This window comes from Polaromonas hydrogenivorans (genome assembly GCF_040105105.1).
Lineage (GTDB): Bacteria > Pseudomonadota > Gammaproteobacteria > Burkholderiales > Burkholderiaceae_C > Polaromonas > Polaromonas hydrogenivorans.
This window is the reverse complement of the sequence record NZ_CP157675.1, coordinates 2,763,410-2,782,598: the sequence shown is the minus strand read 5'-3', so window position 1 is coordinate 2,782,598 and position 19,189 is coordinate 2,763,410. Positions and strand designations below refer to the sequence as shown.

Annotated in this window: 17 protein-coding genes; 13 read left to right on the top strand and 4 right to left on the bottom strand. The window is 60.8% G+C overall.

From position 1 onward, the window contains the following. Positions 1 to 9: 9 nt before the first annotated feature. From nuoI to ABLV49_RS13355, 9 genes are read left to right on the top strand one after another with little or no spacing between them, the layout of a single operon-like run. A complete protein-coding gene (gene nuoI, locus ABLV49_RS13395; RefSeq protein ID WP_011800833.1) occupies positions 10 to 507 on the top strand; it encodes an NADH-quinone oxidoreductase subunit NuoI in 498 nt (165 codons plus the stop codon). A 43-nt stretch (positions 508 to 550) separates the two neighbouring features. Beyond that, positions 551 to 1,216 (top strand): NADH-quinone oxidoreductase subunit J, encoded by a 666-nt coding sequence (locus tag ABLV49_RS13390; protein ID WP_349277096.1) that lies wholly within the window; start codon positions 551 to 553, stop codon positions 1,214 to 1,216. Continuing rightward, positions 1,213 to 1,521 carry an NADH-quinone oxidoreductase subunit NuoK gene (nuoK, locus tag ABLV49_RS13385; protein WP_011800835.1) on the top strand — a complete coding sequence of 103 codons (309 nt, stop codon included), beginning with the start codon at positions 1,213 to 1,215 and terminating at the stop codon, positions 1,519 to 1,521. Before ABLV49_RS13390 ends, nuoK begins: the two co-directional genes overlap by 4 nt. Positions 1,522 to 1,528: 7 nt before the next feature. Continuing rightward, positions 1,529 to 3,553: an NADH-quinone oxidoreductase subunit L gene (gene nuoL / locus ABLV49_RS13380; protein WP_349277094.1), complete on the top strand. Its 2,025-nt coding sequence runs from the start codon at positions 1,529 to 1,531 to the stop codon at positions 3,551 to 3,553. Positions 3,554 to 3,584: 31 nt separating this feature from the next. Then, positions 3,585 to 5,060: an NADH-quinone oxidoreductase subunit M gene (locus ABLV49_RS13375; RefSeq protein ID WP_349277092.1), complete on the top strand. Its 1,476-nt coding sequence runs from the start codon at positions 3,585 to 3,587 to the stop codon at positions 5,058 to 5,060. Between the two features lie 19 nt (positions 5,061 to 5,079). Then, on the top strand, positions 5,080 to 6,582 hold the full coding sequence (gene nuoN, locus ABLV49_RS13370) for an NADH-quinone oxidoreductase subunit NuoN (RefSeq protein ID WP_011800838.1): 1,503 nt from the start codon (positions 5,080 to 5,082) through the stop codon (positions 6,580 to 6,582). A 2-nt stretch (positions 6,583 to 6,584) separates the two neighbouring features. After that, on the top strand, positions 6,585 to 6,887 hold the full coding sequence (locus ABLV49_RS13365) for a DUF2818 family protein (protein WP_349281717.1): 303 nt from the start codon (positions 6,585 to 6,587) through the stop codon (positions 6,885 to 6,887). After that, positions 6,884 to 7,498 carry an NUDIX hydrolase gene (locus tag ABLV49_RS13360; RefSeq protein ID WP_349277090.1) on the top strand — a complete coding sequence of 205 codons (615 nt, stop codon included), beginning with the start codon at positions 6,884 to 6,886 and terminating at the stop codon, positions 7,496 to 7,498. Before ABLV49_RS13365 ends, ABLV49_RS13360 begins: the two co-directional genes overlap by 4 nt. 21 nt (positions 7,499 to 7,519) lie before the next feature. After that, positions 7,520 to 8,047 carry a DUF1178 family protein gene (locus ABLV49_RS13355; protein WP_349277088.1) on the top strand — a complete coding sequence of 176 codons (528 nt, stop codon included), beginning with the start codon at positions 7,520 to 7,522 and terminating at the stop codon, positions 8,045 to 8,047. Positions 8,048 to 8,118: 71 nt separating this feature from the next. Here ABLV49_RS13355 and ABLV49_RS13350 read toward each other — a convergent pair whose 3' ends face one another. Continuing rightward, a complete protein-coding gene (locus ABLV49_RS13350) occupies positions 8,119 to 9,438 on the bottom strand; it encodes a Glu/Leu/Phe/Val family dehydrogenase (RefSeq protein ID WP_349277086.1) in 1,320 nt (439 codons plus the stop codon). A 131-nt stretch (positions 9,439 to 9,569) separates the two neighbouring features. Next, positions 9,570 to 11,381, bottom strand: coding sequence for an ABC transporter transmembrane domain-containing protein (locus ABLV49_RS13345; protein WP_349277084.1), 1,812 nt, complete (start codon positions 11,379 to 11,381; stop codon positions 9,570 to 9,572). A 117-nt stretch (positions 11,382 to 11,498) separates the two neighbouring features. On the opposite strand from ABLV49_RS13345, the gene ABLV49_RS13340 reads away from it, so the two are divergent. From ABLV49_RS13340 to ABLV49_RS13325, 4 genes are all read left to right on the top strand, one after another. Continuing rightward, complete coding sequence (locus ABLV49_RS13340; protein ID WP_349277082.1) at positions 11,499 to 11,996, top strand: MarR family winged helix-turn-helix transcriptional regulator; 498 nt, start codon at positions 11,499 to 11,501, stop codon at positions 11,994 to 11,996. A gap of 67 nt (positions 11,997 to 12,063) precedes the next feature. After that, complete coding sequence (locus tag ABLV49_RS13335) at positions 12,064 to 13,581, top strand: efflux transporter outer membrane subunit (protein ID WP_415838130.1); 1,518 nt, start codon at positions 12,064 to 12,066, stop codon at positions 13,579 to 13,581. Between the two features lie 74 nt (positions 13,582 to 13,655). Continuing rightward, positions 13,656 to 14,990, top strand: coding sequence for an HlyD family efflux transporter periplasmic adaptor subunit (locus ABLV49_RS13330; RefSeq protein ID WP_349277080.1), 1,335 nt, complete (start codon positions 13,656 to 13,658; stop codon positions 14,988 to 14,990). Positions 14,991 to 15,037: 47 nt separating this feature from the next. Beyond that, positions 15,038 to 16,612 carry a DHA2 family efflux MFS transporter permease subunit gene (locus tag ABLV49_RS13325; RefSeq protein ID WP_349277078.1) on the top strand — a complete coding sequence of 525 codons (1,575 nt, stop codon included), beginning with the start codon at positions 15,038 to 15,040 and terminating at the stop codon, positions 16,610 to 16,612. A 28-nt stretch (positions 16,613 to 16,640) separates the two neighbouring features. Here ABLV49_RS13325 and ABLV49_RS13320 read toward each other — a convergent pair whose 3' ends face one another. Both ABLV49_RS13320 and ccoG read right to left on the bottom strand, forming a co-directional pair. Beyond that, positions 16,641 to 17,651, bottom strand: a complete 1,011-nt coding sequence (locus ABLV49_RS13320) for an LLM class flavin-dependent oxidoreductase (RefSeq protein ID WP_415838129.1) — start codon at positions 17,649 to 17,651, stop codon at positions 16,641 to 16,643. A gap of 39 nt (positions 17,652 to 17,690) precedes the next feature. After that, positions 17,691 to 19,139, bottom strand: coding sequence for a cytochrome c oxidase accessory protein CcoG (ccoG, locus tag ABLV49_RS13315; protein WP_349277074.1), 1,449 nt, complete (start codon positions 19,137 to 19,139; stop codon positions 17,691 to 17,693). Between the last annotated feature and the right edge of the window lie 50 nt (positions 19,140 to 19,189).

Below are 19,189 nucleotides of genomic sequence, written 5' to 3'. Positions count from 1 at the left end.
GAAAAAGTCATGTCTGCTGTTGCCTCCGTCAAGGATTTTGTTTCAAGTTTCATGTTGACCGAACTGCTCAAGGGTATGGCCCTGACCGGTAAGTACATGTTCAGTCGCAAGATCACGATTCAGTTCCCCGAAGAAAAAACGCCGTTGAGCCCGCGCTTTCGAGGGCTGCATGCGCTGCGCCGCTATGAAAATGGTGAAGAGCGCTGTATTGCCTGCAAGCTTTGCGAAGCGGTTTGCCCGGCACTGGCCATTACCATCGAGTCTGACGTTCGCGAAGACGGCAGCCGACGCACGTCACGCTATGACATCGATTTGACTAAATGCATTTTTTGCGGCTTTTGCGAAGAAAGTTGCCCGGTTGATTCAATCGTTGAGACGCACATTCTCGAATACCACGGTGAAAAACGGGGTGACCTCTATTTCACCAAGGAGATGCTGTTGGCAGTGGGTGACCGCTATGAAAACGAGATTGCTGCCAACAGGGCGGCAGATGCCAAATACCGTTGAAATTTCCGCCAAATAGCTCGCTCAAGAAAGAATCCACCCCAACATGGACGCTAAAACAGGTCTTTTTTATGTTTTTGCCGCAGTGCTGCTGTTTGCAGCCTTCCGCGTCATCACAGCTCGCAATCCGGTGCACGCGGCGCTTTTCCTGGTGCTGGCATTTTTTCAGGCAGCTGCTGTCTGGATTTTGCTCAAAGCCGAATTTTTGGCGATCACCCTGGTGCTGGTATATGTCGGCGCTGTGATGGTGCTGTTTCTGTTTGTGGTCATGATGCTGGACATCAACCTGGACAGTGTGCGCAAGGGTTTCTGGAAACATTTCCCTCTGGCCGGAGCAGTAGGCGCCATCATCGCACTGGAAATGTCCTATGTGCTGATGGGGGGGTTTCGCGAACCACCGCAAGGCGCCTCCGTGCCTGTGTCGGGGCAGCTTGCAGCCCAGGTCTCCAACACCAAAGAGCTGGGCAAGGTGCTCTACACCCAATATATCTATCCACTTGAAATTGCCGCTGTCATTTTGCTGGTTGCCATCATTGCCGCCATCGCGCTGACCTTGCGTGAGCGCAAGGATTCCAAACGGACCAATCCCGCAGACCAGGTTCGCGTTAAATCACAAGACCGCGTCAGGCTGGTCAAGATGAAGTCAGTGGTCACTGCGCCCACGATGGCATCTGTTTCTGTTGCGGCCTCCGTTGAGGAAAAAAAATCATGATGCTCACGCTGGGTCATTTTCTTTCGCTGGGCGCCATGCTTTTTGCGTTGTCCGTCATTGGCATTTTCCTGAACCGCAAGAACCTGATTGTGTTGCTCATGGCCATCGAGCTCATGCTGCTGGCGGTCAATATGAATTTTGTGGCGTTTTCCTACTATCTGAACGATATGGCCGGCCAGGTTTTTGTGTTTTTCATTCTGACCGTCGCTGCGGCCGAGTCCGCCATCGGACTGGCCATTTTGGTGCTGCTGTTCCGTAACAAGTCCAGCATCAACGTCGAAGATCTCAACACGCTTCAGGGTTAATAAAAAGATGAGCCAAACCCTTTCCGCATCGACGTTGCTGGCTGTTCCGCTGGCACCGCTGGCAGGCGCACTGCTGGCCGGTATTCTGGGAACCACCTTTGGTGGAAACTGGATAGGCCGCCGTCTGGCGCACACCTTGACCATTTTCGGGGTGTTTGTCGCATTCATTCTCTCGGCCATGACGCTGCAAAGCGTTGCCATTGATGGTGCGCGATTCAACGAAACGCTCTACACCTGGATGACGCTGGGCAGCCTGAAAATGGAAGTCGGCTTCCTGGTCGATGGCCTGACCGCCATGATGATGTGCGTGGTGACTTTTGTGTCGCTCATGGTTCACATCTACACGATTGGCTACATGGAAGAAGATGCGGGCTACAACCGTTTCTTTGCCTATATTTCGTTGTTCACCTTTTCCATGCTGATGCTGGTGATGAGCAACAACATGCTGCAACTTTTCTTTGGCTGGGAAGCCGTGGGCCTGGTTTCTTATCTTCTGATCGGATTCTGGTTCAACAAGCCCAGCGCGATATTTGCCAACATGAAGGCTTTCCTGGTCAACCGGGTTGGCGATTTCGGTTTCATCCTGGGAATCGCACTGATTGCTGCTTACGCGGGTACGCTCAACTATGGCGAGGCCTTTGCCAAGGCGGATGAGCTTTCAAAACTGGCTTTTCCCGGCACCGGCTGGATGCTTATTACCGTGATTTGCATCTGCCTGTTCATTGGCGCCATGGGCAAGTCGGCCCAGTTTCCGCTGCATGTATGGTTGCCTGACTCCATGGAAGGCCCGACCCCGATCTCGGCACTGATTCACGCGGCCACCATGGTGACCGCCGGTATTTTCATGGTGGCACGCATGTCACCGCTGTTCGAATTGAGCGACACCGCGCTGAGCTTCATCATGGTGATCGGCGCCATTACCGCGCTGTTCATGGGTTTTCTTGGCATTATCCAAAACGACATCAAGCGGGTCATTGCCTATTCCACGCTGTCACAACTGGGCTACATGACGGTGGCGCTGGGTGCTTCAACTTATTCAGTGGCTGTGTTTCACCTGATGACGCATGCGTTCTTCAAGGCCTTGCTGTTCCTGGCGGCAGGCTCGGTCATCATCGGTATGCACCACAACCAGGACATTCGCTGGATGGGCGGCGTGCGCAAGTACATGCCGATTACCTGGATTACCTTTCTGCTGGGTTCGCTGGCCCTGATCGGTACACCGCTGTTCTCCGGGTTTTACTCCAAGGACAGCATCATCGAAGCAGTGGCCGAGAGCCATCTCTGGGGCAGTGGATTCGCGTACTTTGCCGTACTGGCAGGCGTGTTTGTGACGGCTTTCTATTCGTTCCGTTTGTACTTTCTGGTTTTCCATGGCAAGGAACGGTATGACCAGAATCCTGAGGCCCATCATGATGCGCATGACGATCATGGCCATCACAATGAACACCATGAGCCGCACGAATCTCCATGGGTTGTGACGCTGCCGCTGATCTTGCTGGCTATTCCTTCGGTCCTCATCGGCTTCATGACGATTGAACCGATGCTGTTCGGTGATTTTTTCAAGGGCTCGATTTTTGTCAACCTGGAGCGGCATCCCGCCATGGAAGAATTGGCAAGCCTGTTCCATGGTCCTGTGCAGATGGCTGTGCATGGCTTGACAGCGCCTCCTTTCTGGCTTGCCCTGTCGGGTGTCGTGCTGGCTTACTACATGTACATGGTCAACCCAGCCTTGCCGGCAGCCATCAAGCGTAATGTGAGCCCCGTTTACCAGTTGCTTGAAAACAAGTATTACCTCGACTGGTTCAATGAAAACGTGCTGGCCCGTGGCATGCGCGGACTGGGAACCGTGCTCTGGAAAGTGGGTGACCAGAAAATCATTGACGGTGCGCTGGTAAACGGCTCGTGGAAACTGGTGGGCTGGATTTCCGGCGTAGTCAGGCGCTTGCAGTCGGGTTACATCTACCACTATGCCTTTGGCATGATTCTTGGCATCTTTGTGTTGATGACGTATTTCGTCTGGCTCAATCGATAAAAACAATCTAGAAGAAGAAGGAAGAGAAAAAATGGGATTGTTGAGCCTAGCCATTTGGATGCCGATTTTTTTTGGCGTCGGTTTATTAGCTTTAGGTCGGGAAAGTCAGGCGCGCACCGTGCGCTGGATCGCACTCATAGGTGCCATTGCCAGTTTCCTGGTCACCCTGCCTTTATACGACGGCTTTCAGCTCGGCACTTCGGCCATGCAGTTCGTTGAAAAGAGCAGCTGGATACCACGCTTCAACATGAATTACCACTTGGGCGTGGACGGCATCTCGCTGTGGTTCGTGCTGCTGACGGCCTTTATCAACGTGGTTGTCATCATTGCCAGCTGGGAATCGATCACGACGCGCGTGAATCAGTACATGGCGTCCTTTTTGATCCTGAGTGGCTTGATGATTGGCGTGTTTGCCGCGCTGGACGGCATGCTGTTCTATGTGTTCTTCGAAGCCACCCTGATCCCGATGTACCTGATCATCGGCATCTGGGGTGGACCGAACAAGATCTACGCGGCGTTCAAGTTCTTCCTGTACACGCTGCTCGGATCGCTGCTGATGCTGGTCGCATTGATCTTTCTGTACAACAAATCGGGCGGCAGTTTCGATATCCTGGCGTGGCACAAACTGCCACTTTCAGCCACGGCCCAGACGCTTCTTTTCTTCTCGTTCTTTGCGGCTTTCGCCGTCAAGGTGCCGATGTGGCCGGTCCATACCTGGTTGCCCGACGTTCACGTCGAAGCGCCGACGGGAGGCTCTGCCGTGCTGGCCGCCATCATGCTCAAGCTGGGTGCTTACGGTTTTCTGCGGTTTTCGATGCCGATCACGCCCGATGCATCCCATGAGTGGGCCGGACTCATCATTGCTTTTTCCCTGATTGCAGTGATCTATGTGGGTCTGGTGGCGCTGGTGCAGCGGGACATGAAGAAACTCGTAGCGTATTCATCCGTGGCGCACATGGGTTTCGTGACACTCGGATTTTTCCTGTTCAATGACCTCACCGTCTCCGGCGGGATTGTGCAGATGATTGCCCACGGCTTTGTCTCGGCGGCCATGTTCCTGTGCATCGGCGTGCTGTACGACCGCGTGCATTCGCGGGAAATTGCAAGCTATGGCGGCGTGGTCAACACCATGCCCAAGTTTGCGGCTTTTGCCCTGCTGTTTGCCATGGCCAATTGCGGCTTGCCTGCCACGGCCGGTTTCGTCGGCGAGTGGATGGTGATTCTGGGCGCCGTCAAGTCCAACTTCTGGATTGGCGCGGCAGCGGCAACGGCGCTTATTTCTGGCGCGGCTTACACGCTCTGGATGTACAAGCGTGTTTATCTTGGCCCTGTGACCAACGAAAACGTCAAAGGCATGCTGGACATCAACAACCGCGAGTTCCTGATGCTCGCTTTGCTGGCCATTGCAACGCTTTATATGGGCATTTATCCGAAGCCCTTTACCGATGTGATGAATACCTCGGTGGCTGATCTGCTCAAGCATGTCGCGCTTTCGAAACTGAACTAAGCAAACTCAAAGAATTCAGATGATTGACAAACTCAGTTGGATCGCGGTCTATCCCGAACTCGTTCTTTTGGTCATGGCGTGCCTGATTGCGCTGGTGGACCTGGGCGTCAAGTCGCCGCGCCGTACGCTTACCTATGCGTTGACTCTGCTGACGCTTGGTGCAGTAGCCGTCATGGAAGCCTCTTATGCGCTGGGTGGCCAGACTTTTTACGGCTTTGGCAACATGGTGGTGGTTGACCCGATGGGAAGCTGGCTGAAATGCTTTTCGAGCATTGCCCTGATGATCACGGTGGTCTATGGCCGGCCTTACGCCGCTGATCGCGACATGCTGCGCGGCGGTGAGTTTTTCACGCTCAGCCTGTTTGCCTTGCTGGGCATGTTCGTGATGATTTCCGGCCACAATTTCCTGGTGCTCTACATGGGCCTTGAGTTGATGACGCTGTGCAGCTATGCACTGGTCGCCTTGCGCCGTGACGATGCACAAGCCACTGAAGCGGCGATGAAGTATTTCGTGCTGGGCGCACTCGCTTCGGGCTTTTTACTTTATGGCCTGTCAATGCTCTACGGTGCTACCGGCTCGCTGAACATCAATGAAGTGTTTAATGCCATTGCCAGCCGGCAGGTCAAACATCAGGTGCTGGTGTTCGGTCTGGTCTTCATTGTGGCGGGTCTGGCCTTCAAGCTGGGTGCGGTGCCGTTTCACATGTGGCTGCCCGACGTGTACCAGGGTGCGCCCACGGCCGTCACCCTGATCATTGGCGGTGCCCCGCAACTCGCCGCATTTGCCATGACCATTCGCCTGCTGGTTGAAGGCCTGTTGCCGCTGGCCATCGACTGGCAGCAGATGCTGGCCTTGATGGCGATTGGTTCGCTGGTGATTGGTAATCTGGCGGCTGTCGCGCAGACTAACCTCAAGCGAATGCTGGCGTTTTCGACCATTTCGCAAATGGGCTTTTTGCTGCTGGGTTTACTGGCCGGTGTGGTCAACGGCAACCAGCTGCATACCGAGTCAGCCTATGGCGCGGCCATGTTCTATGCACTGACCTATGTGCTGACCACGCTCGCCGCATTCGGCATCATCCTGCTGCTGGCCCGTGCCGGTCATGAGTCTGAAGAAATCACTGACCTGTCGGGTCTGAATCAGCGCAGCCCCCTGTATGCCGGCGTCATGGCGATGAGCATGTTTTCACTGGCTGGCTTGCCGCCGCTGGTGGGTTTCTATGCCAAGCTGGGTGTCTTGCAAGCCCTGATTTCGTCGGGCCAGACAAGCTACCTGGTGCTGGCCGTTTTTGCCGTGTTCATGTCCCTGATTGGCGCTTTCTATTACCTGCGAGTGATCAAGGTCATGTACTTTGATGCGCCTCACAGCCACAATGCGCAGCCGATTTCAGCGCCGGCAGATGCGCAGATTGTGCTGGCCATCAACGGCGCGCTTCTTCTGGTCCTGGGTATTGCGCCTAGCAGCCTGATGACCTTGTGCGCCCAGTCGATCAACAGCATTGTGAATTCACTCGGAGTCTGAGTTTGAGTCAGATCGCATCTGTATGGCTGGTTGTGCTGCTGGCCCTGGTGATGGCCAATATGCCGTTCATCAGCAACCGCCTCTTTGCGGTCATTGCGCTCAAGTCGCCCAAAAACCTGGCCATGCGGCTGGCGGAAATGGTGCTGTGGTATCTGCTGGTCGGCGCTTTGGGGTTGTATCTTGAGCAGCGCAATGGGCAGATTGCGCCGCAGGGTTGGGAGTTTTATGCCATTACCGGAACGCTCTTTTTGACGTTTGCATTTCCCGGCTTCACCTACCGTTATCTTTTTAAACACCGCTCATGACTCCAATGTCTGCGCCTGACGGGAAAATCGGCAAGCAGGATGCGCATCTGTTGGAGACACAAGCCAGCTCGGAAAAAATCCTCAAAGGTCATTTTCTACAGGTTTTTCGCGACACCGTCACTCTGCCCGACGGCAAGCACACAACACGTGAGTATGTCGTTCACCCGGGCGCGGTGATGATCGTGGCACTGCTTGACGATGGCAAAGTGGTGCTTGAGCGCCAGTACCGTTATCCGGTGCAGGCCGTCATGATCGAATTTCCTGCAGGCAAGCTGGACGCCGGCGAATCGTCGCTGGCCTGCGCGCAGCGTGAACTACGCGAAGAAACCGGCTACACCGCACGCGAATGGGCCAGGGCCGGTGTTCTGCATCCGGTCATTTCCTATTCCACCGAATTCATTGATATCTGGTTTGCGCGTGGTTTGACTCTGGGCGAGCGCAAGCTGGATGCAGGGGAATTTCTTGATGTCTTTACCGCCACGCCAGCCGAACTGCTGGGCTGGTGCGGCAACGGCCAGGTGACTGACGCCAAGACCCTGACAGGCATGCTCTGGCTGCAAAACATGTTGTCGGGTGCATGGACATTGGAATGGCAGGCAGCAGGGCCGTGATGGTCTTGCCATACTCGACCCATGAAAGTCCTGAATCTTCGATGTTCGCGCCTGCATTCGTTTGAAGGCTGGTTTAGTTCGGAGGACGATTTTCAAGGCCAGTTGAAGCGCGGCCTGCTTGAGTGCCCGATGTGCGCCGACAGTGCCATTCAAAAAATGCCCAGTGCGCCTCGTCTCAATTTTGGCGGCCACCAGGCCCGTGATTCCGAGCAGGCCCTTCAGGGGCAAGCTGCAACTCCTGCATCAACCGCGATGGCGCCGTTAAAAAACGAAGCAGTGCGCAGCGATCAGCCTGAAAACGGCAGTCCGGACAGACTCAATCCTGACGCACAGGCTGCATTTTTAAATGCCTTGCGCCAGGTCGTGGCAAATACCGAAGATGTCGGTCAGCGATTCGCCGACGAGGCGCGCCGCATGCACTACGGCGAAGCCGAAGCCCGCAGTATCCGCGGTCAGGCCAGTGCACGGGAAGCCGTAGAGCTGCTGGAGGAGGGGATTGAAGTCATGCCGCTTCCCATGCTGCCGGCCCTCAAGGAAACCCTGCAGTAAAAATGAAGAGGGCAGGTCAGGGTTGCTGACGCGCCTGCCGCTCTCCTTTTTAAGCGGAAACCCGCCCCTGATCAGGGGTACAGGCCGCGCAATTCGCGCGTATGAAGAATGCGCTGGCAGGCGACGATAAATGTGGCGGTACGCAGGCTGACCTTCTTTTCCTGGGCCACTTGCCAGACACCGGCAAAGGCCGTTTTCATGATTTTCACCAGGCGGGCGTTGATTTCTTCTTCATCCCAGAAAAAGCTGGAAAAATCCTGCACCCATTCAAAGTAGCTGACGGTCACGCCGCCGGCGTTGGCAATCACGTCGGGCACCACCAGCACATTGCGCTCCTGCAGGATGTCGTCGGCTGCTGGCGTGGTCGGTCCATTGGCGCCTTCAATGATCATGCGCGCCTTGATGCGGCCGGCGTTTTCAGCGGTGATCTGCTGTTCCAGCGCCGCCGGAATCAGGATGTCGCAATCCACGTCCCAGAATTTTTCATTGGCGAGCACTTCAGCATCGGCAAAGCCAGCCACGCTGCCGGTCTCAGCCACATGCTGAAGCAGCGCCGGTACGTCCAGTCCGGCTTCCCGGAAAATCGTGCCGCCATGGTCCTGCACCGCGATGATCCGCGCGCCGGTTTCGGAAAAGAGTTTGCCCGCCACGCCGCCCACATTGCCGAAGCCCTGCACGGCCACCCGAGCGGTGGCAATGTCCAGCCCGATATGCCGGGCCGCCTCCGTCCCCACGGTAAACACGCCGCGTCCGGTGGCTTCACGCCGGCCGAGCGAGCCGCCCAGATCGACGGGTTTGCCCGTCACCACGCCGGTCGAGGTGGAGCCGGTGTTCATGGAGTAGGTGTCCATCATCCAGGCCATGATCTGCTCGTTGGTGTTCACGTCGGGCGCCGGAATATCCTTGTTGGGGCCGATGATGATGCCGATTTCGCTGGTGTAGCGGCGCGTCATGCGCTCTAACTCGCCGCGCGAGAGCTTTTTCGGGTCCACGCGAATGCCGCCTTTGGCGCCGCCGTAAGGCACGTTGACCGCTGCATTTTTCACCGACATCCAGGCCGACAGGGCCATGACTTCCGACAGCGTCACGTCCTGGTGAAAACGCACGCCGCCCTTGCCGGGGCCGCGCGAAACATTGTGCTGGACGCGGTAGCCTTCAAAGTGCGCCACCGTGCCGTCGTCCATGTGAATCGGTATGTCCACAATCAGGATGCGCTTGGGGCGCTTGAGGGTTTCGGCCCAGCGCGCCAGATTGCCCAGGTGCGGAATGACGCGGTCAACCTGCTGCAGGTAGTTGCCCCAGGGGCCCAGATTGTCCGCCTGGAGATAGGACGGAAGGGAAGAGGCGGGGGCAATGGGACTTTCGCCGAGGGCTGCGGGCGCTTGTGACATGAATCAGTTCCTTGTGAAAAACAATTAGGTAGCGCAGCTTAGTTCCGGCGCCCCCGCCTGTCCAAGACATTGTTCTCAATCAATTATGCAAATAAATCATAGTTGTGGTTTTTGCGGCAGTCTGGCTGCACTCAGACGTTGAACTGCAGTGCCGCCAGCCGTGCATAAATGCCGCCCTGGCGCACCAGTTCCGCATGCGTGCCTTGTTCCACCAGCCTGCCATGGTCGAGCACCAGGATGCGGCTGGCCTGCTGCACCGTGGCCAGGCGGTGCGCAATCACCAGCGTGGTGCGGCCTTTCATGGCTGATTCGAGCGCCGCCTGCACCATGCGTTCGCTTTCGGCATCGAGTGCGCTGGTGGCTTCGTCGAGCAGCAGCAGCGGCGAGTTTTTCAGCATGGCGCGCGCAATCGCGATGCGCTGGCGCTGGCCGCCGGAAAGCCTCACCCCGCGTTCGCCCAGAAAGGTGTCGTAGCCTTCGGGCAGCGCAGTGATGAACTCATGCGCAAACGCGGCCTGGGCGGCCGCCTTGACTTCTTCATCGCTCGCCTCGGGCTTGCCGTAGCGGATGTTTTCGAGGGCGCTGGTCGAGAAAATCACCGCGTCCTGCGGCACCAGCCCGATGCGCCCGCGCAGGTCTTGCAGCGACATGTCGGCCGTCCGAACGCCATCCAGTTCAATCCGGCCCGAACTGGGGTCGTAAAACCGCAGCAGCAGCTGGAACACCGTGCTCTTGCCCGCGCCGCTCGGCCCGACGATGGCAACGGTTTCGCCAGGCGCCACGCTCAAGCTGAAGTCGGTCAGGGCGGGTTGCGTCGGGCGGGACGGGTAATGAAACGTCACTGCTTCAAATTTGATAGCACTACCCGCCCGCACTACCTGCGCAGGAACCGGATTTGACGGTGAAGTCACGGGGGAGCGGGTTTCCAGCAGTTCCATCAGCCGCTCGGTGGCGCCAGCCGCGCGCAGAAGGTCGCCATACACCTCGCCCAGCACGGCTGCCGAGCTGGCCAGGATGATCACATACACCACCGTCTGGCCCAGATGGCCGGCGGAAATATCGCCGCGTATCACCGCCTGCGTTCCCTGGTACAAGCCCCACAGCAGCGCCGCCGACGTGGCGATGATGATGAAAGCCACCAGCACCGAGCGCGCCTTGGTGCGGCGAATCGCGGTGATGAACGCGTCGGTGGTTGACCGGTCAAAGCGCGCGGCTTCCCGGGCTTCGGCGGTGTAGCTCTGCACCACCGGAATCGCATTGAGCACTTCGGCTGCAATCGCGCTGGAGTCGGCCACGCGGTCCTGGCTGGCGCGCGAGAGCTTGCGCACGCGCCGGCCGAACCACACCGACGGCGCGACGATCAGCAGCAGCACGCCCAGCACCTGCACCATCAGGTACGGGTTGGTGACCACCAGCATGCCGAGCGCGCCCGCGCCCATGACAGCGTTGCGCAGGCCCATGCTGAGCGAGGAACCCACCACCGTCTGCACCAGCGTGGTGTCGCCGGTCAGGCGCGATAGCACCTCGCCGGTTTGCGTGGTTTCAAAAAACTCGGGGCTTTGCCGCACCACATGCGAATACACGGCATTGCGAATGTCGGCCGTGACCCGCTCGCCCAGCCAGCTGACGGTATAGAACCGCCCGGCGGAGAAAAGACCCAGCGCGGCAGCGACGCCGAACAGCTCGAAAAAGTGGTTTCGCAGCGCCATCAGCTGCTCGCCCTTGGCTGCGGCGCCCATGCCGCCGTCGATCAGGCTGCGCAGCGCCAGCGGAAACACCAGCGTGGCAATGGCCGCCATCACCAGGAAAAACACCGCCAGGCCAATCCGTCCCCGGTAGGGGCGCAGAAACGGCGTCAGGCCTGTCAGTGAACGGGGCGAGGCTTTGGCCGGTGCAGCACTGGAGGCGCTGGAGGGCAGGGAAGAAACAGATGAAGTGGCCATGCGGCGAGTTTAGCGCTAAAGCTTGCTGGTGCAAAGATAGGCTTGACAATGATTGCTCAGGCAAGTATTATTCGGGCCATGGATTCAAAGCACAACTCCAACCCCGATATTGACGCGATGCCCGCTCCTCCGGCCGATTTTTACCGCGCCGAGGGCTACACGCCCGACGACAGCGTCGGCTACATGATGCGACGCATCATTTCGCTGCTGGCGCAAGGCATCGAACGCGAACTCGAACCCTCCGGCCTGACCAATGCGCAATGGGTGCCGCTGCTCAAGCTCCACATGGGATGCGCTTCAACGGCGGCCGAACTGGCGCGCCAGTGCGAGCTCGATGCCGGCTCCATGACGCGTTTGCTGGACCGGCTGGAAGGCAAGCAGCTGTGCCAGCGCACCCGTTCCAGCGACGACCGGCGCGTGGTCAACCTGGAACTGACCGACGCCGGCCGCGAGGCCGCCAAAGAGATTCCGGGCATTCTTTGCGGCATGCAAAACGCGCTGCTGGCCGGCTTTTCGGTGGAAGAGTGGACCACGCTCAAAAGCTATCTGCGCCGCATGCTCGATACGGCGCAAACCCTGCAGGCATTGGCTGAAAAAAATGAAAAATCCAACTAACACTTCTTTTTTCGAAGGCGTTGCGCACACCCTTGCCGAGGTGGCGCTCGGGCCTGGACAGGGCGGCATGCCGGTCTGGCGTGCTTCGGTTCGCATGGCGCTGGTGTCGGTGGCCGGGCTGGTGGCGGCGGGCCTGATCGCCACCGGCGCCACCGGTTGCGCCGACATGTCTGGCATTGCACCGCAAGCCAGCCTGCGCGATGCGCCGTCGCTGGGATTGAACACGGCCACCGCGCCAGCGCCGGTGGCCGCCGAATGGTGGCGCGATTTCGGCGACGAAACCCTCAATGGCCTGGTGGCCCAAGCGCTGCAAACCAGCCCCAGCCTGAAACTCGCCCAGGCACGGCTGGCGCGCGCGCAAGCCGCCACCGATGTGGCGCATGCCGCGACCTTGCCGCAAGTCAATGGCCAGCTCGACCTGACGCGCCAGCGCTACACCGCCAACGGCGCGGTGCCGCCGCCGCTGGCCGGCTCCATCCGCGAAAGCGCAACGGCCCAGTTGGCCGCGAGCTGGGAACTAGACTTTTTTGGCAAGAACCGCGCTGCGCTCGACGCCGCGCTGGGCAGCGCGAATGCCGCCCAGGCCGATGCGCAGGCCGCCCGCGTGCTGCTGGCCAGCCAGGTGGCACGCAGCTATTTCCAGCTGGTGCGCCTGAATGAACAGTCTGGCGTGGCAAGCCGCACGCTGGCCCAGCGCGAAGAAACCCTCAGGCTGGTCCGCGACCGCGTCAATGCGGGCCTGGATACGCGGCTGGAATTGCGCCAGAGCGAAGGCGGCCTGCCCGAGGCGCGCCTGCAGTTCGAGGCCGTTCAGGAACAGATGGCGCTGACGCGCAACGCGCTCAATGCCCTGCTTGGACAGCCAAACAGTGCTTCTGCGCTTGTCCCGTCTGCGCAATCAGCTATTAAAAATGTAGCGTTGATGCCGAATATTCCCGCCGATCTTCTGGGGCGCCGCGCCGATATCGCGGCCGCGCGCTGGCGCGTCGAAGCCTCGTCCAAGGACGTGGCGAATGCCAAAACCCAGTTCTACCCGAACATCAACCTGGTCGCGTTTGCTGGTTTTTCCAGCATCGGGCTGGGCAATCTGCTGAACTTGGGCAGCCAGCAATGGGGCGTCGGCCCGGCGCTGCGCCTGCCGATTTTCGAAGCCGGCCGGCTGCGCGCCAACCTGCGCGGCAAAACCGCTGACCTGGATGCGGCGGTCGAAAGCTACAACGCGGCGGTGATTGACGCGGTCCGCGATGTGGCCGACCAGGTCGCCTCGTCGCAGGCCATAGGCCGCCAGCAGGCCGAGCAGCGGGAGGCGCAGGAAGCGGCGGAAAGCGCCTATGACATCGCCGTGCAGCGCTACAAGGCGGGGCTGGGCAATTACCTGAATGTGCTGACGGCGGAAACCAGCGTGCTGGCCCAGCGCCGGCTGGCCGTCGATCTGGCCGGCCGCGCGCTGGAGACACAGGTGGCGCTGATTCGCGCGCTGGGCGGCGGTTATGCGCCCGAGCAATTGCCTGTTGCGCAGGATGCTACAAAAATAATAGCTGTTAGTGAACGTCCAGTAAGCGCAAACGGCCTATTTGACCAATAAAAAAGCTTTTGCAACCTGTCACTGAACAGTCCAGTGCCTGCGCAAGCCATTTCCAACAAACACTGAAGAAGATCATGAACGCACCTCAAGCTTCCGCTTCCAAAGCTTCCGTCAACCCGGCCGTGCCTGCTGCATCACCGGCCGGCAATCCCAAGCGCAGGAAGGCGCTGACCGCGCTCGCCAGCGTCGTGGTCGTGGCTGGCCTGGGCTGGGCCGCCTACGAATACCTGGTGGCCAGCCATTACGAATCCACCGACAACGCCTATGTCCAGGGCAACGTCATCCAGATCACGCCGCAAATCGGCGGCACGGTCATCGCCCTCATGGCCGACGACACTGACTTCGTCAAAGCCGGCCAGCCCCTGGTGCAACTGGACCCGGCCGATGCCAAAGTGGCGCTGGACCAGGCCGAGGCCGCGCTGGCCCAGGCGGTGCGCCAGGCGCGCACGCTGTACGCCAACAACGGCTCGCTGTCCGCGCAGATTGCGCTGCGCGATGCCGATGTGAGCAAAGCCAACAGCGACATCGCGCGCGCCGCCGACGACCTGAACCGCCGCCAGTCGCTGACCGGAAACGGCGCGGTCTCCAAAGAGGAACTCAACCACGCGCAGACGCAGCTGGCCAACGCCAAAAGCGCGCTGGCGGCCGCGCAGGCCGGCGTCATCGCCGCGCGCGAGCAGCTCAGCAGCAACCAGGCGCTGACCGAGGGCACCAGCATCGAGCAGCACCCGAGCGTGCAGGTCGCCGCCGCCAAGGTGCGCGAGGCTTTCCTCGCCTCCCAGCGCACGGCCTTGACAGCGCCGGTCGATGGCTATGTCGCCAAGCGCACCGTGCAGCTCGGCCAGCGCGTGGCCGCCGGCACGCCGCTGATGTCGGTGATTCCGCTGAACCAGGTCTGGGTCGATGCCAATTTCAAGGAAGTGCAGCTGCGCAATATCCGCATCGGCCAGCCGGTGACCTTGGTGGCCGACCTGTACGGCAAGAAGGTGGACTACCAAGGCACGGTCACCGGCCTGGGCGTGGGCACCGGCGCGGCCTTTTCGCTGCTGCCGGCGCAAAACGCCACCGGCAACTGGATCAAGGTGGTGCAGCGCGTGCCGGTGCGCATTGCGCTGGAGCCGAAGCAGCTGAAAGAACACCCGCTGCGCGTCGGCCTGTCGATGGACGCCGAAGTCGATGTGAGCCACCAGGACGGCAAGACCCTGGCCGATGCGCCGCGCGATGCCGCGCAGGCGCACACGCAGGCCTTTGCCTCGCAGGATGACGCTGCCAGCGAGGACGTCAGCCGCGTGATTGCCGCGAATGCCGGTAAGGGATTCAAGGCGGCAAAGAGCAGCCCGGTGGCGAAGGCTGATGCCGTGGCGCTGGCCCTGCCGTCTGCGGACGGTGGCGCCAGGCCGCAGCACTGAGCGTTTCCCTTCCCCGAGTCGGTCCGCACCAGGTTTTTAAGGTTTTCATGGCTTCCGCACCCACCTCCGCATCTGACTTTCTTCCGCCGCCGCCGTTGACCGGCTCGGCCCGCCTGTGGGGCACGCTGGCGCTGTCGGCGGCCACCTTCATGAATGTGCTTGACACCTCGATTGCCAATGTGTCGCTGCCGGCCATTGCCGGTGACCTGGGCGTCAGCCCGAACCAGGGCACCTGGGTGATCACCAGTTTTGGCGTGGCCAATGCGATTGCCGTTCCGCTCACCGGCTGGCTGTCGCAGCGTTTCGGCCAGGTGCGGCTGTTCACGGCCAGCATCCTGCTGTTCGTGCTGACTTCCTGGCTGTGCGGACTGGCTCCGAACATGACGACGCTGATCTTTTTCCGCGTGCTGCAGGGGCTGGTGGCCGGGCCGATGATTCCGCTGTCGCAGGCGCTGCTGCTGTCGAGCTATCCGAAGGCACTGGCTGGGCTGGCGATGGCGCTGTGGTCGATGACCACGCTGGTCGCGCCCGTCATGGGGCCGCTGCTGGGCGGCTGGATCACCGACAACATCTCATGGCCGTGGATTTTCTACATCAACATTCCGGTCGGCTTTGGCGCGGCCTTCATCACCTGGAGCATTTTTCACAAGCGCGAAAGCCAGACCCGCAAGCTGCCGATTGACTCGATTGGCCTGGCGCTGCTGGTGATCTGGGTCGGCGCGCTGCAGATCATGCTCGACAAGGGCAAGGAGCTGGACTGGTTTCACTCCGGCGAGGTGATTGCGCTGGGCATTGTGGCGCTGGTGGGCTTGATAGCCTTTGTGATCTGGGAGCTGACCGAAGAGCATCCGGTGGTGGATTTGAGCTTGTTCAAGAAGCGCAACTTCTGGGCCGGCGTGCTCGCCCTGTCAGTCGGTTACGGCCTGTTTTTCGGCAATGTGGTGTTGCTGCCGCTGTGGCTGCAGCAGTACATGGGCTACACGGCGACCCAGGCCGGCATGGTGCTGGCGCCGGTCGGGCTCATGGCCTTGCTGCTGTCGCCGCTGGTCGGCAAGAACATCGGCAAGGCCGACCCGCGCCACTTTGCCGCTGTTGCCTTCGCCGTGTTTGCGCTGGTGCTGTGGATGCGTTCGAACTTCAACACCCAGGCCGACATGGCCACCATCCTGATTCCGACGCTGATCCAGGGCGTGGCCATGGCCTGCTTTTTCATCCCGCTGATGACCATCACGCTGTCGGGCCTGTCACATGACAAGATTCCGGCCGCCTCGGGCCTGTCGAACTTCGTGCGGATCACGGCGGGCTCATTCGGTACGTCGATTGCCACCACTATCTGGCAGGACCGCGCCGCCATGCACCATGCGCAGCTCAGCGAATTCGTCAATCCGGGAAGCCCGGCCGCCAACAGCGCCTTGTCCGGCCTGGCCAGCGCGGGGCTGACGCCGGACCAAGCGCTGGGCACGATCAACCGCCTGGTGGACCAGCAGGCCTACATGCTGGCGGCGAACGACGTGTTCTACGTGTCCGCGCTGATTTTCCTGCTGCTGATTCCGCTGGTGTACCTGACGCGGCCGGCGCAAGCAGGGGCGGGCAGTGCCGACGCTGCGGCAGGCGCGCACTGAAAGGCCGCCCGGCAGACAGGGCAGGGGCTCAGGCTGCGTGCGCGGCTGCGGCGATGTCCAGCGAGCGCAGCCGCAAGGCCGGGTCGTAGATGTCGCAGACCAGCATGAACTCGTCGGCATCGGTGGCCTGCGCCAGCGCGCTCAGGCCGTCGCGCACGGTTTGTGGACCGCCAATCACGGCAGCCGCCAGGAAGTCGTCAATGGCGGCGCGTTCCTGCGGATCCCGCTGGGCCAGGAAATTTTCCACCGGCGGCTGCAGGCCGCGCCGATCGCCGGTCAGGATGCCGAGCACGCGCTGGTAGGTGCTGCTGGCCAGGTACTCGGCCTCCTCGTCGGTGGGTGCGGCAATCAGCGGCACGCCAATCGTCACGTAAGGCTTGGCCAAGGTGGCCGACGGGCGGAAATTCTGGCGGTACAGGGCAATCGCCTGCAGCAACAGGCGTGGCGCGAAATGCGAGGCAAACGCATAGGGCAGGCCGCGCTCGGCCGCCAGCTGCGCTGAAAACAGGCTGGAGCCGAGCAGCCAGATCGGCACATTGGTGCCCGCGCCCGGCATGGCGATCAGGCGCTGGCCGGGCTGCGCCGGCCCCAGGAGGCGCTGCAACTCGGCCACGTCCTGGGGGAAGTCATCGGCGGTCTCGGTGCGCTCGCGCCGCAGTGCGCGCATGGTGGCCTGGTCGGTGCCGGGCGCGCGGCCCAGGCCCAGGTCGATGCGGTTCGGGTACAACTCGGCCAGCGTGCCGAAGGCCTCGGCGACTACCAGTGGCGCATGGTTGGGTAGCATCACGCCGCCCGAACCGACGCGCATCGTGCGGGTGCCGCCAGCGATATAGCCGACCAGCACGGCGGTGGCCGAACTGGCGATGCCGGCCATGTTGTGGTGCTCGGCCAGCCAGTAGCGGACAAATCCGAGGCGCTCGGCATGCTGGGCGGTGCGCAGCGAAATCGCCAGCGCGTCGGCGACCGTGCCGCCTTCGCGGACCGCGACCAGATCGAGCATGGACAGGGCGATGGTGTGGAGTGCTTTCATGTCTGCCATTGTCCTGCGCCGGGCGCAAACCTGCTGGCGTGTGGGCGGTTACCGGGGCACCCAGAAAGTGCTGTCCTCCAGAACCTCTGCGGCTGTCCCGCTGTCCGCCAGTTGCCTGACTTCAAAACGCAGGGGCAGCTTCTGGCCCGCCAGAGCCATCGCGGCGGCGCCCGGCAGCCTGACGGTGACGGGAACATAGCGCTCTTCGATGGGCTGCAGTTCAATGTCAACCGGCTGGGCCAGCGCCATGCCATGCGGCCCCTGAATGTCCACGCGATAGCGCTGCGCCGTTTCGGTGGCGTTCATGACCTGCAGCCGATAGACGTTCTCGGCCACGCCGTTTGCGACCGTGCGGGCCATCACGCCCCGGTCGCGGATGACGTTGACGCGGAACGGGCTGCGCAGGGAAATGCTGGCGACCAGGACGCCCGCCACCACCAGCAGCAGCGCGCCATAGACCAGCACCCGTGGGCGCACGATGTGCTGGCGCAGTTCGGCGCGGCTCCAGCCGTGGGCCAGGGCGTTTTCCGTCGAGTAGCGGATCAGCCCGCGCGGGTAGTTCATCTTGTCCATGACCGAGTCGCACACGTCGATGCAGGCCGCGCAGCCGATGCAGTTGCTCTGCAGGCCGTTGCGGATGTCGATGCCGGTCGGGCAGACCTGCACGCACAAGGTGCAGTCGATGCAGTCGCCCAGCCCCAGCGCCTTGGCGTCGGCGCTGCGCGGACGCGAGCCGCGCGACTCGCCGCGCGCCTTGTCGTAGCCGATGATGAGCGTGTCGCGGTCGAACATCGCGCCCTGAAAGCGCGCATACGGACACATGTGCTTGCAGACCTGCTCGCGCAGGTAGCCCGCGTTGCCGTAGGTGAACGTGCCGTAGAACAGCACCCAGAACACCTCCCAGGGGCCGGCGCTCCAGACGGCCGTTGACGCGGCCAGCGTGAGGATGGGCGTGAAGTAGCCGACAAACGTAAAGCCCGTCCACAGGCTGATGGCGACCCACAGGGTTTGCTTGGCTGCCTTGCGCGCCAGCTTTTGCACTGACCAGGGCGCGGCATCGAGACGCATCCGGGCGATGCGGTCGCCTTCCGTTTTGCGCTCGACCCACATGAATATCTCGGTGTACACCGTCTGCGGGCAGGCAAAGCCGCACCACAGCCGCCCGGCCACGGCGGTAAAGAGAAACAGCGCCAGCGCCGACACGATCAGGAGCGCCGTCAGGTAAATGAGGTCTTGCGGATACAGCGCCAGCCCGAACAGGAAAAAGCGCTGGCCTTCCAGGTCGAACAGCACCGCCTGACGGCCATTCCATTGCAGCCACGGCAAGCCGTAAAACACAAGCTGGGTGATCCAGACCATTGCCCAGCGCCAGGCGGCGAACCAGCCGCTGACGGCGCGCGCATAAATCTTGTTCGGTGCCTCGTAGGCAAACAGCGAGGCGGCGGCTGCTCCGCTGCTGGCCACGGCGATGGGAATGACTTTTCTGGAGGGATTCATGGGATTCGTGAAGGACTTGATGGGTTGGCTGCTACTGTGCCGAAGTCCCA